Origin of the sequence: Polaribacter sp. PL03, from assembly GCF_033875165.1 — a bacterium.
GTDB lineage: Bacteria > Bacteroidota > Bacteroidia > Flavobacteriales > Flavobacteriaceae > Polaribacter.
Map to the genome: position 1 here is coordinate 128,370 of NZ_JAWZSV010000006.1, position 13,918 is coordinate 142,287.

Annotated in this window: 14 protein-coding genes; 9 read left to right on the forward strand and 5 right to left on the reverse strand. The window is 30.8% G+C overall.

Going from position 1 to position 13,918, the window contains the following annotated elements; translation table 11 throughout:
• Window position 1 precedes the first annotated feature (1 nt).
• Window positions 2-1,435 carry a sodium:solute symporter gene (locus SHK09_RS13220; protein WP_319811259.1) on the reverse strand — a complete coding sequence of 478 codons (1,434 nt, stop codon included), beginning with the start codon at window positions 1,433-1,435 and terminating at the stop codon, window positions 2-4.
• A gap of 94 nt (window positions 1,436-1,529) precedes the next feature.
• On the opposite strand from SHK09_RS13220, the gene recR reads away from it, so the two are divergent.
• Window positions 1,530-2,147 (forward strand): recombination mediator RecR, encoded by a 618-nt coding sequence (gene recR / locus SHK09_RS13225; RefSeq protein WP_319811260.1) that lies wholly within the window; start codon window positions 1,530-1,532, stop codon window positions 2,145-2,147.
• Window positions 2,148-2,180: 33 nt separating this feature from the next.
• On the opposite strand, the gene SHK09_RS13230 is transcribed toward recR, so the two are convergent.
• The 4 genes from SHK09_RS13230 to SHK09_RS13245 all read right to left on the reverse strand — a co-directional run bounded on the left by SHK09_RS13230 (window position 2,181) and on the right by SHK09_RS13245 (window position 5,373).
• Entirely contained in the window at window positions 2,181-2,774 is a 594-nt protein-coding gene (locus SHK09_RS13230; RefSeq protein WP_319811261.1) for a CopD family protein, read from the reverse strand.
• A gap of 126 nt (window positions 2,775-2,900) precedes the next feature.
• Complete coding sequence (gene hemH / locus SHK09_RS13235) at window positions 2,901-3,917, reverse strand: ferrochelatase (RefSeq protein ID WP_319811262.1); 1,017 nt, start codon at window positions 3,915-3,917, stop codon at window positions 2,901-2,903.
• Between the two features lie 48 nt (window positions 3,918-3,965).
• Window positions 3,966-4,478 carry a TrmH family RNA methyltransferase gene (locus SHK09_RS13240; RefSeq protein WP_319811263.1) on the reverse strand — a complete coding sequence of 171 codons (513 nt, stop codon included), beginning with the start codon at window positions 4,476-4,478 and terminating at the stop codon, window positions 3,966-3,968.
• A 10-nt stretch (window positions 4,479-4,488) separates the two neighbouring features.
• Entirely contained in the window at window positions 4,489-5,373 is an 885-nt protein-coding gene (locus tag SHK09_RS13245) for an AraC family transcriptional regulator (protein WP_319811264.1), read from the reverse strand.
• Window positions 5,374-5,578: 205 nt separating this feature from the next.
• On the opposite strand from SHK09_RS13245, the gene hemA reads away from it, so the two are divergent.
• The 8 genes from hemA to hemF all read left to right on the forward strand — a co-directional run bounded on the left by hemA (window position 5,579) and on the right by hemF (window position 13,871).
• A complete protein-coding gene (gene hemA / locus SHK09_RS13250; RefSeq protein WP_319811265.1) occupies window positions 5,579-6,814 on the forward strand; it encodes a glutamyl-tRNA reductase in 1,236 nt (411 codons plus the stop codon).
• A 10-nt stretch (window positions 6,815-6,824) separates the two neighbouring features.
• The gene (gene hemC, locus SHK09_RS13255) at window positions 6,825-8,414 is read left to right on the forward strand and encodes a hydroxymethylbilane synthase (protein WP_319811266.1); all 1,590 of its coding nucleotides are present in this window, start codon (window positions 6,825-6,827) and stop codon (window positions 8,412-8,414) included.
• A gap of 94 nt (window positions 8,415-8,508) precedes the next feature.
• Window positions 8,509-9,474, forward strand: coding sequence for a porphobilinogen synthase (gene hemB / locus SHK09_RS13260; RefSeq protein WP_319811267.1), 966 nt, complete (start codon window positions 8,509-8,511; stop codon window positions 9,472-9,474).
• 79 nt (window positions 9,475-9,553) lie between these two features.
• Window positions 9,554-10,843 carry a glutamate-1-semialdehyde 2,1-aminomutase gene (hemL, locus tag SHK09_RS13265; RefSeq protein WP_319811268.1) on the forward strand — a complete coding sequence of 430 codons (1,290 nt, stop codon included), beginning with the start codon at window positions 9,554-9,556 and terminating at the stop codon, window positions 10,841-10,843.
• A 2-nt stretch (window positions 10,844-10,845) separates the two neighbouring features.
• Window positions 10,846-11,874, forward strand: a complete 1,029-nt coding sequence (gene hemE / locus SHK09_RS13270; protein ID WP_319811269.1) for a uroporphyrinogen decarboxylase — start codon at window positions 10,846-10,848, stop codon at window positions 11,872-11,874.
• A gap of 1 nt (window position 11,875) precedes the next feature.
• Window positions 11,876-12,220: a 5-carboxymethyl-2-hydroxymuconate Delta-isomerase gene (locus tag SHK09_RS13275; RefSeq protein WP_319811270.1), complete on the forward strand. Its 345-nt coding sequence runs from the start codon at window positions 11,876-11,878 to the stop codon at window positions 12,218-12,220.
• A gap of 9 nt (window positions 12,221-12,229) precedes the next feature.
• Window positions 12,230-12,985, forward strand: a complete 756-nt coding sequence (locus SHK09_RS13280; RefSeq protein WP_319811271.1) for an EI24 domain-containing protein — start codon at window positions 12,230-12,232, stop codon at window positions 12,983-12,985.
• Window positions 12,966-13,871: an oxygen-dependent coproporphyrinogen oxidase gene (gene hemF / locus SHK09_RS13285; RefSeq protein ID WP_319811272.1), complete on the forward strand. Its 906-nt coding sequence runs from the start codon at window positions 12,966-12,968 to the stop codon at window positions 13,869-13,871. Before SHK09_RS13280 ends, hemF begins: the two co-directional genes overlap by 20 nt.
• Window positions 13,872-13,918 lie beyond the last annotated feature (47 nt).

Here is a 13,918-nt window from a genome sequence, read left to right on the forward strand (position 1 = left end):
TCTATTTTCTCTTAAATAAGAACAAACCTATAAATGTTATAAATCCGTTTAGTATTAAAAGAGAGAAACCAAAATCGAAACCAGCATATTCTAGAGCTAAGTAATTTAGAAAATAGGTTAGAAACGGAGATGCTAAACAAATAATTGGTACCATTTTATCTTGCACTTTTATTTTGGTAAACAAGCCAAAAGCATATAAACCTAATAACGGACCATATGTGTAATTAGCAAACGTAAATATTTTAGAAATAACACTTTCATCTGCTATAAAATATTTAAAAACAAGAATTGTAGCTATTAATATAAAAGAGAATAGAACATGTATTTTCTTTCTTGTTTTCTCTTGTTTTTTCTTGTCTTCTTGTTTATCAATTTCTAAAATATCGATACTAAAAGAAGTCGTTAAAGATGTTAAAGCAGAATCTGCACTAGAATATGCAGCTGCAATTAAACCTAGTAAAAAGAAAATAGCTGTAGCTAAACCTAAATTACCTTTGGTGGCTATTATTGGAAACAATTCGTCTTTATGGGCATCAATACCGTTTTTCTGAGCAAAATCTGTTAATAAAACACCTAAAGCTAAAAAGAAGAAGTTAACAATAACAAGAACAATTGTAAACCAAAACATGTTTTTTTGTGCATCTTTTAAGTTTCTACAAGTTAAGTTTTTTTGCATCATGTCTTGGTCTAAACCAGTCATAACAATGGCAACAAACGCACCAGCAAGAAAACGTTTCCAGAAATAATTACCAGCATTTACATCATCGAAAAAGAAGGTTTTAGATAATTCGCTATCTGCAACATATGTAAAAATGTTGCTAATTTCCATCTCGTCTGAAATTGTATAAATACAAACACCAACAGCAATTAGCATAAAAAGTGTTTGTAAAGTATCTGTCCAAACAATTGTTTTTATACCTCCTTTAAAAGTATATAACCAAATTAAAAGTATGGTAATAGATACGGTAACCCAAAACGGAATTCCGTAACCATCGAATAGCAATAATTGCAATACGTTAGCAACTAAAAACAGTCTAAAAGCAGCCCCAATTGTTCTTGAAATTAAGAAGAAAGTAGCGCCGGTTTTGTATGAGTATTTACCAAATCTATCTTCTAAATAACTGTAGATTGAAGTTAAATTTAAACGGTAATAGAGTGGTAGTAGCACTAAGCCAATAACAGCGTAACCAACTACGTAACCCAAAACCATTTGAAAATAACTCATGTTTTGGCCTTCTACCCAACCAGGAACAGAAATAAATGTTACACCAGAAAGCGAAGCACCTATCATACCAAAAGCAACTAAGTACCAAGGTGAAGAATTGTTTGCTTTAAAAAATGTTTTGTTGTCTGCAGATTTTCCTGTTATGTAAGAAATAAAGATTAAAACAGCAAAGTAGGTAACAATTAATAGGATGATATATTCTGGTTTCATTAAAGTTTTAATTAGTATTACGAATATATGTTTTTTAGAAGTCTTTTCTCTTTTTTATTGATTCTTTTCTCTTTAAAGAGTTAAATTTGCAGTTATGGATTTTTCATCGAAATTATTAGAAAATGCTGTGAATGAAGTTTCACGTTTGCCAGGAATTGGTAAGCGAACTGCGTTACGTTTGGTGTTGCATTTACTTAAGCAACCATCAGACAATACTAAGTTTTTATCTGAAGCTTTGGTGCATTTAAGAAATGATGTAAAAACATGTGAGAAATGCCATAATATATCTGATACCTTGTTGTGTGATATTTGTAATAATCCTAGAAGAAATGCAGATATTGTTTGTGTTGTAGAAGATATTAGAGACGTAATGGCTATTGAAAGTACTTCTCAGTTTCAAGGGCTATACCATGTTTTAGGAGGGAAAATTTCGCCTATTGAAGGTATTGGTCCTCAGAATTTACAAATAGAATCTTTGGTTGATAAAGTTGGAAACGGAGAAATTAAAGAGTTAATTTTTGCTTTAAGTTCTACGATGGAAGGAGATACAACTAATTTTTACATTTTTAAACAAATAGAAAAATTTGAAATTACAACATCTACAATTGCGCGTGGAATTTCTGTTGGTGATGAATTAGAATATGCAGATGAAGTTACGCTTGGTAGATCTATTGTGAATAGAATACCTTTTGAGCAGAGTATTAGAAGTTAGAGTTTCGCTTTTTAGTATTACAGCTAAAAATAATTATTGATTACTTTTTTTATCATTATCGCTTAAAGCTGCAGCTTCTGCTTTTTCCCAAGATCTTTTTTCTCTAATTTTTTTGTAAAGTTTTATTCCTAGCATCATTAAAACGCCAAAAAGAATAATTCCTACAACGCCCCAAATCCAATTAATAGCACTTTTTACAGTTACTAAAAAAACTACTGCAAATAGAATAATGGTTGAAATCTCATTAAAAACACGAAGTTTAAATGCAGAGTATTTTACAATGTCTTTCTGAAGTTTTTTGTAAATATTATGACAAAAGGCATGATAGAAGTATAAGGCTAAAACAAATGCTAGTTTTACCAACATCCATGGTTCAGATAAGTATTCTGGACTTTGGTAGAGCATCCAAAAAGCAAAGAAACTTGCTAAAATAGCAGAAGGCCATGTAATTATGTACCACAAACGTTTTGTCATTAATTTGTACTGTGTTTGTAGAATAGATTTTGCTGGTTCTAGTTTTGTTTCTGCTTCTGTTTGGTAAATAAATAATCTAGGAATATAGAATAAACCTGCAAACCAAGTAACTACAAAGATGATGTGTAATGATTTTACGTATAGGAAATCCATATATAATTATGTATTAAATTTTATAGTTTTGTAATTTGTTCGCAAACTGTTTAGCCCTGATTGTAATGGCATCCTTTTTTATTTTTCTTAAAAAAGATATAATGAAAAGCAGGAAATAGCTTCTTATTATTTATTTTTCCAATCATTTATCCAAGAAACCATAACATCTACCCAATCGTCGTTGTCATTCATACATGGTATGTGTTTATAATCTGTACCTCCAAATTTTAAAAATTCTTCTTTACCTTCCATAGCGATTTCTTCTAAAGTCTCTAAGCAATCTGCAACAAAAGCTGGTGTAATAACTGCTAACTTCTTCTTTCCTAAACCTGGAAATTTTTCTAGTTCGAAATCTGTATAAGGTTTTAACCAAGGGTCTTTTAATAGACGAGATTGAAATGAATTACTATGATTGGTTTCATCGAAACCTAAGTTTTTGGCAATTGCTTTTGTAGTTTCGAAACATTGGTGTCTGTAGCAAGTATGGTGTGCAACAGAATTTCGCTCGCAACAAGAACCATCTAATTTACAATGACTGTTTGTTGGGTCAGATTTTTTTATATGACGTTCTGGAATACCGTGATAAGAAAATAAAACATGATCATAATCAAACCCTTTTAAGTGATTTGCAATATTATCGCTCATCGCTTTTATATAATCTGGTCTGTTGTAAAATGGAGGTAGAGTATCTAATTTTACTTCCGGGTATTTTTCTGCTAAAATTTCTTCTGCTAAAACTACAACAGTTTCAAAAGAAGACATTGCGTAATGTGGGTATAGAGGTACTAACATTATTTCTGTTACGCCTTTGTCTACAAGGTTTTTAATTCCTTTTTCCATAGACATAGAGCCGTAGCGCATTGCTAATTCTACAGGAATGTCTACTTTTTTTGATACTTTCTTAGTAAATCTTTCAGAAATTACAACTAAAGGAGAACCTTCTTTCCACCAAATTTTCTTGTAAGCTGCACCAGATTTTTTAGGGCGAACTTTTAAAATGATTCCTTTTATTAAGATCCAGCGTTTCCAAAATGGAATATCGATTACACGCTCGTCCATTAAAAATTCACCTAAATATTTTTTTACATCTTTTGTTTCTGTAGAGTCTGGTGATCCTAAATTATTTAATAATATTCCTTTCATTTCTTTAAGTTTAAAAGCTGATAAATATTAAGCTTTTATTAGGTTATTTTATTTTTTATTTAATGTTAGTTGGTTGGTTACTTCGTATAATGTAATTGCCAAACTATGTATAACGTTCATGCTAGAGTTTCTACCAAACATTGGTATAGCAACAGTTTTATCAACTAAATCTATGTTTTCAATTCCGTTTCTTTCGCTACCCAAAAGTAGTACGATTTTTTCATAATTTTTAAAATTAAAATCTTGAATATCGATACTTTTATCAGTAATTTCTATACCAATTATTGTGTTTCCTTCAGTTTTTAATTGATTTATAAGTGCGTCAAAATCGCTGTAAGAAGCATGTTTAATTTGGTTTACTGTATTTCGTGCGGTTTTCTTAACAATTCTATTTTCTGTTGAAGGTGAAATTTCGTGAAAATATATTTTTTCAACACCAAAACTTTCAGAAATACGGAAACACATTCCTATATTTTCTGGTGTTCTAATTGCATCGCAAACAATTGTTATTGGAAACTGTTTTTGATTATTTTCTATGTCGTAGTGTGTTAGTTGTTCCAATTTTTTGATGCTATTTATTCAAACTCATTACATATTTCTTTGGTGTTGTACCAAACTTCTTCTTAAAAGCAGCAATAAAATGACTTGCTGTACTGTAACCAACTTGTAAACCAACTTCATTTACATTGTATTGGTTGCTTTCTAGTAATTTACGGGCATGTTCCATTTTGTAGTCGAATAGAAAACTATATACCGTGTCGCCATAAATTTGTTTAAAACCTTCTTTTAGTTTTTTTAAATTTAAGCCAATTTCTGTAGCTAATTCTTGTAAACTTGGTGGCTCAGACATTCTAGAAATTATAATATCTTTTGCTTTTCTAATTTTTAGAACGTTTTGTTCATCAACTAAAAAAGGGCAATATTCTGCATCTGTATTTTCTTCTTTCTGAAAATGAAGACTTAATAATTCGTAAATTTTACCCTTTACATATAACTCTTTAATAGAGCTATTAATGTTAGAGTTTATAATTTGTTGCAAAACAATAGACTCTGTTGGTTTTATTTCTGTGTCGTCATAAAATTTTCTATTACTGTTTTCATCACTTAAAAAAGGAATGTAACCAGATTCTTTAGAAAATAAAGAGTGAAATTTTTCAATAGAAATTAATAAAGAAACCAAAGTTGTTTTTGGTTGAATCTCTAAATTAATAGGTAATGTTCTCTGTGGGTTGTATAATAAGATAGACCTATTATCTAACACATCGAAAGAATAATCGCCTGTATTAAACAAGAATTTAGAGTTACCGCGCAAACAGAAATGCATTTGAATGAATGTGCTGTCTATTTTTCTTTCGAAATTAACAACCTCTTTGCTTTCGTTCTGAAAATGAAGTACATAAAAACCTTTTCCTAAGTTGATTTCTTCAAAAGAACTTTCTCCGACATTTTTAAACATGGTATTCTTAATTTTTTAAACTTCTTCTATTTAGAATCATTCTATATAAAATTAGTAAAATTACTTGTTAGCACAACAAAAATAAGGCTTTTTACAAGTTTGATAAAAAAAAAACGACTAAAAAACATAGAACGTTATTAAAAGTTCTTTAAGCGATACTTTTTTATGATGGTTGTTTTTATTTTTGCAGCATCTTTTAGAATTTATGAAGGAATTAGGACAAGAGCATTTTTACAATATTGGCGTAAGTTATAAAAAAGCAGATGCAGAAATGCGTGGTAAGTTTTCTGTGTCTAAAGAAAACCAAACCGCACTTTTAAATGCAGCTAAAGAAAAAGGAATAACTTCCATTTTTATAATTTCAACTTGCAACAGAACCGAAATTTTTGGTTTTGCAAATCGCCCTTGTTTGTTAATAGAATTATTGTGCGAGTTTTCTGAAGGTACAGTAAAGGAATTTAATGCTATCTGTAATATACATAAAGACCAAGAAGCAATTAGTCATTTGTTTAGAATTGGTACAGGTTTAGAAAGTCAAATTTTAGGAGATTACGAAATTGTTGGTCAATTAAGACAGTCTTTTAAATTAGCAAAAGAATTAAAAACTACAGATTCTTATATAGAACGTTTGGTTAACTGTGTTTTACAAGCGAGTAAACGTGTTAAGAACGATACAAAATTAAGCTCGGGAACAACTTCTGTTTCTTATGCAGCTGTTCAATACATTATTAAAAATTTACCAGACTATAATTCTAAAAATATTTTAGTTTTTGGTTTGGGTAAAATGGGAAAACATACTTGTAAGAATTTAGCAGAATACACGCAAAATAAACAAGTTTGTTTAATTAACAGAACAGAAGAAAAAGCGATAGAATTTGTTAAAGAACACAAATCTATTCGTAAATCTGAAATAGAAAATTTAAACGAAGAGGTTTCTAAAGCCGACGTTTTAATAGTTTCTACAGGTGCAAATAAACCTACAATTACAAAAGAACAAGTTTCTAGTTCTAAAGAAATTTTAATTTTAGACTTGTCTATGCCAGAAAATGTGGCAAAAGAAGTTGCAGATTTTAAAGGTGTTTCTTTAGTAAATGTAGATGAACTTTCTAAAATTACAGATGAAACTTTAGCGGTTCGTCAACAAGAAATTCCGTTTGCAAAACAAATAATAGAAACACATAAAGAAGAATTTAATAGTTGGTTAAATCATAGAAGATTTACGCCTGCAATTGCAGCTCTAAAGCAATCTTTAGAAATTATTAAAAATGATGAAATTAATTTTCAGAAGAAGAAAATTAGTAACTTTGACGAAAATCAAGCAGAAATTTTAACTTCACGTTTTATTCAAAAAATTACCACACAGTTTGTTAAACATTTAAAAGATGAAGATACTTCTGTTTCAGAAAGTATAGAAGTAATCCAGAAAGTGTTTCAATCATAATTAAAAACCCATGCAAAAAATAATAAGAATAGGTACTCGCGATAGCCAATTGGCGCTTTGGCAAGCTAATAAAGTGAGCAAAGAATTAGCAGAATTAGGTTACGAATCTGTTTTAGTACCTATAAAATCTACAGGAGATATCGTTTTAGATAAACCTTTGTATGAATTAGGTATTACAGGGATTTTTACAAAAAATTTAGATATTGCAATGTTAAATGGCGATATCGATATTGCGGTACACTCATTAAAAGATGTACCAACATCTTTACCAGAAGGAATAGTACAAGCTGCTGTTTTAAAACGTGGTAATTATAATGATGTTATTATTTTAAAAGGAAACGAAGAGTTTTTTGGAGAACCAGAAGGATTAATTGCTACTGGAAGTTTACGAAGAAGAGCAATGTGGTTAAATCGTTATCCTACTCATAAAGTAGAAAACTTAAGAGGAAACGTAAATACACGTTTGCAAAAGTTAGAAGATAGTGAAACTTGGAATGGAGCTGTTTTTGCTGCCGCAGGTTTAGAAAGACTTGGTATAATGCCAGAAGGAGCAATAGATCTTCCTTGGATGATTTCTGCCCCAGCACAAGGTGCTATTATGATTGCCGCTTTAGAAAAGGACGATTATGTACTAGATGCTTGTGAACAATTAAATCATCACGAAACTAAGGTTTGTGTTGGTGTAGAACGCGAGTTTTTACGTCTGTTAGAAGGAGGTTGTACTGCACCAATTGGTGCTTTAGCTTATGTAGATGCCAGAACAGAAGAAGTAAACTTTAAAGGTGTTCTATTAAGTAAAGACGGTTCTAAGAAAATTAGAGTTGCAAAAACTGCAAAATTAGGAAGCCACAAATTTTTAGCAAAAGATTGTGCAGACTATATAATTAATAGAGGAGGAAAAGAGTTAATGAAAGATGATGAAGAAGCTGAAGCTAAAATAGCTACTGTTTATTCTACAAAGAAACTTTCTGAACTTCAAAAAGAAACTTTATCTTCTTCAATTGGTGTAAAAGATAGCGATTTTATTAAAATGCGTTTTAATAGAATTCCTGCTAAAGTGATGAAAACTCAGCATGAAAATGTTGTAATTACTAGTCAAAATGGTGTGGAAGCAATTTTAAATTCATTTACTAAAGATGAAATTAATTTCAAAAATATTTACTGTGTTGGTAGAAGAACTAAGAAATTAATTGAAAATAGAATTGGTAAAGTTACACACGTAGCAAAAAATGCTTTAAAATTAGCAGAATACATAGCAAAAGAAACCGAAATAAAAAAAGTTTCTTACTTCTGTAGTGATGTTAGGTTAGATGTTTTACCAACGTATTTACAAGCACATGAAATTACTGTAAATGAAGTTGAAGCTTATAAAACAATGATAAATCCAGTAAAAATGGATGCTGATATTTCTGGAGTTTTATTTTATAGTCCATCAGGAATTGAAAGTTATCTAGAAGAAAATTCAACAGAAAGAGTTGCTTTTTGTATTGGAGAAACTACAGCAACAGAAGCTAGAAAGCATTTTAACAAAGTTGAGGTAGCTAATATGCCAGACGTAGAAAGTGTTTTAAAGTTAGTAAACACATATTATTCAAAATAAAAAATATCATTGCGAGAAAAAATGACGGAGCAATCTCCGGTTTAAGAAGCAGGTTACTTCTCTATGCTCGTAATGAAACAAAGAAATAAACTTTATGTTTCGTACAAGAAGACTTAGAAAATCAGAAGGAATTAGAAGATTAGTTAAAGAAACTAGACTTTCTGTAGACGACTTTGTATATCCTCTTTTTATTGAGGAAGGAGAAAATATAGAAACAGAGATTGTTTCAATGCCAGGAATAAAACGTTTTTCTTTAGATAGAATTTCTAAAGAATTAGATGAGGTTGTTTCTTTAAACATTCCTGCCGTTTTATTATTCGGAATTCCTTCTCATAAAGATGAAGAAGGAACAGAAACATGGAATGATAACGGAATTATGCAAAAAGCAATTCGTTTTATCAAGAAAAATTACCCAAGCTTATATGTAATAACAGATGTTTGTTTTTGCGAATATACTTCACACGGTCACTGCGGAATTATACATGATAATGATGTTGATAATGATGCTACATTAGTAAATTTAGCGAAACAAGTTGTGTCTCATGCAAGAGCAGGAGTAGATATGGTTGCACCTTCTGGTATGATGGATGGAACGATAGATATGGTTCGCCAATCTTTAGACAATACAGGTTTTGTAAACTTGCCAATTATGGCGTATTCTGTAAAATATGCATCTGCATTTTATGGTCCTTTTAGAGATGCTGCAGATTCTGCACCAACTTTTGGAGATAGAAGAACGTATCAAATGGATCCATCTAACAGAGATGAAGGAATGCGTGAAGCTACCTTTGATGATCAAGAAGGAGCCGATATTTTAATGGTAAAACCAGCATTGTCTTATTTAGATATCATTAGAGATTTAAAAAATAATTTCGACAGACCAATTGCATGTTATAATGTAAGTGGAGAATATGCAATGGTAAAAGCAGCTGCAGAAAAAGGGTGGATTGATGGAGAAAAAGTAATGATGGAAAGTTTACTGTCTATGAAAAGAGCAGGAGCAGACATTATTATTACTTATTTTGCTAAAGAAGCAGCTAAAGTTCTGTTGAAGAAATAAATTTATAGGATAGTCAAGTAACCTCTTGATTAATAAGTAGACTCTTCCAGAGTATTGGAATTGACAAAAAACTAAAGAAATGAAATTCAAAAAATCAGAAAAATTATATAAAAAAGGATTGGTAAATCTTGTTGGAGCAGTAAATTCTCCTGTAAGAGCTTTTTCTTCAGTTGGTGGAAACCCTTTGTTTATCAAAAAAGCAAAAGGAACTAAAATTACAGATGTAGATGGTAATGAGTTTATCGATTTAGTTCTTTCTTACGGACCAATGATTTTAGGTCACCGTCATAAAAAAGTACAAAAAGGAGTAGATAAAGCTTTAAAAAATGGTTATTCTTTTGGAGCATCTACTGAGGCTGAAATAAAATTAGCAAAAATTGTTTGTGATGCTTTTCCTGGAATGGATAAAGTTCGTTTTGTAAATTCTGGAACCGAAGCTGTTATTAGTGGAGTTCGTTTGGCAAGAGCATTTACGGGTAAAGATAAAATTATAAAGTTTGCAGGATGTTATCATGGGCATCAAGATTCTTTATTAGTTGCAGCCGGTTCTGGTTTGGCAACATTAAGTTTGCCTGGTTCTAAAGGAGTACCTGAAGGAGCTGTAAAAAACACTTTAATTGCTACTTATAATGATTTAGATAGTATAAAAAAACATTTTGAAGAACATGATGATATTGCAGCAGTAATTATTGAGCCTATTTGCGGAAATATGGGTGTTGTAATTCCTCAAGATAATTTCTTAAAGGAGCTAAAAGCTTATTTAGAAACTAAGGGAGCGTTATTAATTGCAGATGAGGTAATGACAGGTTTCCGTTCTAAGTTTGGTGGAGCACAAGAATTATTAGGTGTAGAAGCAGACATAACTTGTTTAGGTAAGGTAATTGGAGGAGGTTTTCCTGTAGGAGCTTATGGTGCAAGAAATGAAATTATGCAAGAAGTTGCACCTTTAGGAGGAATGTATCAAGCAGGAACGTTAAGTGGAAATCCAATTGCAATGGCAGGTGGAATTGCTACTTTAACAGAACTTAAGAAACAGAATCCTTATAAAAAGTTTGAAGAAACAGGTAGTATTTTAGAAGTAATTTTATTAGAAACTGCCAAGAAGTATAATGTAGATTTAACTGTAAATAGATTTGGTTCTATGTTAAATCCGTTTTTTACAAAAACTACTGTTACTAATTTTAAAGAAGCGCAAACATCTAACACAGATAAGTTTGCAGTTTTCTTTTGGGAAATGATAAAAAACGGAGTTTTCTTACCTCCAAGTCAGTTTGAAGCATGGTTTTTATCATCTGCTTTAACAGACAAGGACATTAAAAAAATAGCAGAAGCAGTAGATAAAGCAATGTTAGCAGTTTCAAAAATATAGATATGATAAAGAACGATTTATTTTTAAGAGCATTAAAAGGAGAAACTGTAGACAGACCACCAGTTTGGATGATGCGTCAGGCAGGAAGATATTTACCAGAATTTCAGGTAATAAAAAAGAAATACGATTTCTTTACACGTTGCCAAACACCAGAATTAGCATCAGAAATTACAGTACAACCAATTCGAAGATACGGAATGGATGCTGCAATTTTATTTTCAGATATTTTGGTAATTCCTCAAGCAATGAATATTGAGGTACAAATGAAACCAGATTTCGGACCTTATTTACCAAATCCAATTCGTACTCAAAAAGATTTAGATCGTGTAATTGTACCAGATGTTCATGAATCTTTAGGTTATGTAATGGAAGCTATTAAAGCAACCAAAGAAAAGCTAGATGATGAAGTGCCATTAATTGGTTTTGCAGGCTCGCCTTGGACAATTCTTTGTTATTGTGTACAAGGACAAGGTTCTAAAAACTTTGATAAAGCAAAAGAATTATGTTTTACAAACCCTGTTATAGCACATAATTTATTACAAAAAATTACAGATACAACTATTGCATATTTAAAAGCAAAAGTAGCAGCTGGTGTAGATGCTGTACAAGTTTTCGATTCTTGGGGAGGTATGTTATCTCCGGTCGATTATCAAGAATTTTCATGGCAATACATGCAGCAAATAATAGATGCATTAAAAGACATTACACCCGTAATTGCCTTTGGTAAAGGATGTTGGTTTGCGTTAAATGATATGGCAAAGTCTGGTGCTTCTGCTTTAGGTGTAGATTGGACGTGTTCTGCAAGAAATGCACGTTATTTATCTGGCGGAAATATTACTTTACAAGGTAATTTCGATCCATCGAGATTGTTTTCTCCGCCAGCAGAAATTAAAAAAATGGTACATCAAATGATAAATGAATTTGGGAAAGACAAATACATTGTAAATCTTGGTCACGGAATTTTACCAAACATTCCATTAGAAAATGCGAAAGCATTTGTAGATGCCGTAAAAGAGTATAAAGCAGACTAGAATGCCACATTTTATTTTAGATTGTTCAGAAAATATATTAAAAATTCAGAATCCTAAAAAAGTATTAGAAGCTGTTCTCGAAACAGCTTTTTCTACTGGGTTATTTGATAGAAATGATATTAAAGTTAGATTAAATCCTTTTAAGCACTCTTTAGTTCTTGGAGGTGAAGCAGATTTTATTCATGTTTTTGGTAATATTATGGAAGGAAGATTGGAGGAAGATAAAGCAGAACTTTCTAATGCAATTGTAACTACATTAAATACCTTGTTCCCAGAAGTGCCAATAATTTCTATAAATATTAGAGATTTCGAAATGGCAACTTATTGTAACAAATCAATGATTTAAAGTTCTAAGATGATTAAAAATGTGTTTTCAGCAATAAAAGCCTACGCAGGTTCTTTGGGTTTAATTTCTAAATTAAAACTCTGGAAATACTTTATAATTCCCATTGTAATTAGCATTGTAACCGCAACAATTATTGGTTTTACAGCATATGGTTTGTCTGATAATATTGGTGTGTTTTTAGCAAAAATATGGATCTGGGATTGGGGAAAAGAAGCTTTTACTACCTTTACTTCTGTTCTTGGAGCTATTTTTGTTTTAGTAATTGGCCTAATTTTATACAAACATATTGTTTTAGCCTTATCTGCACCATTTATGAGTCCTGTTTCAGAAAAGATAGAAATTCATCTTAATGGAAGTTTAAAACATCAACATAGAAAAACTACTTTTCAAGAACAATTATGGCGTGGTATTCGAATTAATATTCGAAATTTAGGAAAAGAAATTCTTATTACAATTCCTATTTTATTACTAAAATTTATTCCCATAGTAAATATCTTTTCTACTATTTTACTATTTTTAATTCAAGCGTATTATGCAGGTTTTGGAAATATGGATTATACTTTAGAAAGACATTTAAATTATAAAGAGAGCATTAATTTTGTTGGAAGAAATAAGGGCGTTTCCATAGGAAATGGAATTGTTTTTATGTTATGTTTATTAATACCTATTTTAGGAATTATTATTGTTTTACCACTTTCTGTAACTGCAGCATCAGTAAAAACAGTAGCCTTATTAAATAAAGAAAATGAAAGATCAGTTTTATAAATATATAGAAAAATTACAAGATACTATTACTTCTAAGTTAGCAGCTATAGATGGAGTAGCAAAATTTGAAGAAGATCTTTGGAAGAGAGAAGAAGGTGGCGGTGGAAGAACACGTGTTATAGAGAACGGAGCTATTTTTGAAAAAGGAGGTGTAAATATTTCTAAAGTTTTTGGAGAATTACCAGAAGCCTTAAGAAAGCAATTTAAGGTAAAGGAAGGTAATTTCTTTGCTTGCGGCTTAAGTTTAGTTTTACATCCAATAAATCCATTTATACCTACTGTACACGCTAATTGGCGTTATTTTGAAATGTATGACGATGCAGGAAACATTGTTACGCAATGGTTTGGTGGTGGGCAAGATTTAACTCCGTATTATTTATTCGATGAAGATGCAATTCACTTTCATCAAACATGTAAAACAGCTTGCGATAAACATAACCCAGAGTTTTATCCGAAGTTTAAAAAAGTTTGTGATGAATATTTTTGGAACTCTCACAGAAAAGAAGCACGTGGAATTGGAGGTTTGTTTTTCGATTATCAAAAAGAAACAGAAGAATTTTCTATTGAAGATAGGTTTAACTTTGTAACAGAAATTGGAGACAGTTTTTTAGAAAGTTACGTTCCTATTGTAGAGAGAAGAAAAGAAATAGACTTTACTAGAGCACAAAAAGATTGGCAAGAAGTACGAAGAGGTCGTTATGTAGAATTTAACTTAGTACATGATAGAGGAACTTTATTTGGGTTAAAAACCAACGGAAGAATAGAAAGTATTCTAATGAGTTTACCACCAATTGTACAATGGAAATATAATCATTTGCCAGATAAAGGTTCTGAAGAAGCAAGATTGATAGAAATTTTAGAGAATCCTAAAGATTGGGTTTCTTAAAAGTAAAAAAGGCAAAACGAATCGTTTTGCCTTTTTTACTTTTAAGT

Coding starts and splice junctions, on each gene's coding strand:
- SHK09_RS13220 (WP_319811259.1), bottom strand. CDS start 1,435: ATGAAACCAGAATATATCATCCTATTAATTGTTACCTACTTTGCTGTT.
- recR (WP_319811260.1), top strand. CDS start 1,530: ATGGATTTTTCATCGAAATTATTAGAAAATGCTGTGAATGAAGTTTCA.
- SHK09_RS13230 (WP_319811261.1), bottom strand. CDS start 2,774: ATGGATTTCCTATACGTAAAATCATTACACATCATCTTTGTAGTTACT.
- hemH (WP_319811262.1), bottom strand. CDS start 3,917: ATGAAAGGAATATTATTAAATAATTTAGGATCACCAGACTCTACAGAA.
- SHK09_RS13245 (WP_319811264.1), bottom strand. CDS start 5,373: ATGTTTAAAAATGTCGGAGAAAGTTCTTTTGAAGAAATCAACTTAGGA.
- hemA (WP_319811265.1), top strand. CDS start 5,579: ATGAAGGAATTAGGACAAGAGCATTTTTACAATATTGGCGTAAGTTAT.
- hemC (WP_319811266.1), top strand. CDS start 6,825: ATGCAAAAAATAATAAGAATAGGTACTCGCGATAGCCAATTGGCGCTT.
- hemB (WP_319811267.1), top strand. CDS start 8,509: ATGTTTCGTACAAGAAGACTTAGAAAATCAGAAGGAATTAGAAGATTA.
- hemL (WP_319811268.1), top strand. CDS start 9,554: ATGAAATTCAAAAAATCAGAAAAATTATATAAAAAAGGATTGGTAAAT.
- hemE (WP_319811269.1), top strand. CDS start 10,846: ATGATAAAGAACGATTTATTTTTAAGAGCATTAAAAGGAGAAACTGTA.
- SHK09_RS13275 (WP_319811270.1), top strand. CDS start 11,876: ATGCCACATTTTATTTTAGATTGTTCAGAAAATATATTAAAAATTCAG.
- SHK09_RS13280 (WP_319811271.1), top strand. CDS start 12,230: ATGATTAAAAATGTGTTTTCAGCAATAAAAGCCTACGCAGGTTCTTTG.
- hemF (WP_319811272.1), top strand. CDS start 12,966: ATGAAAGATCAGTTTTATAAATATATAGAAAAATTACAAGATACTATT.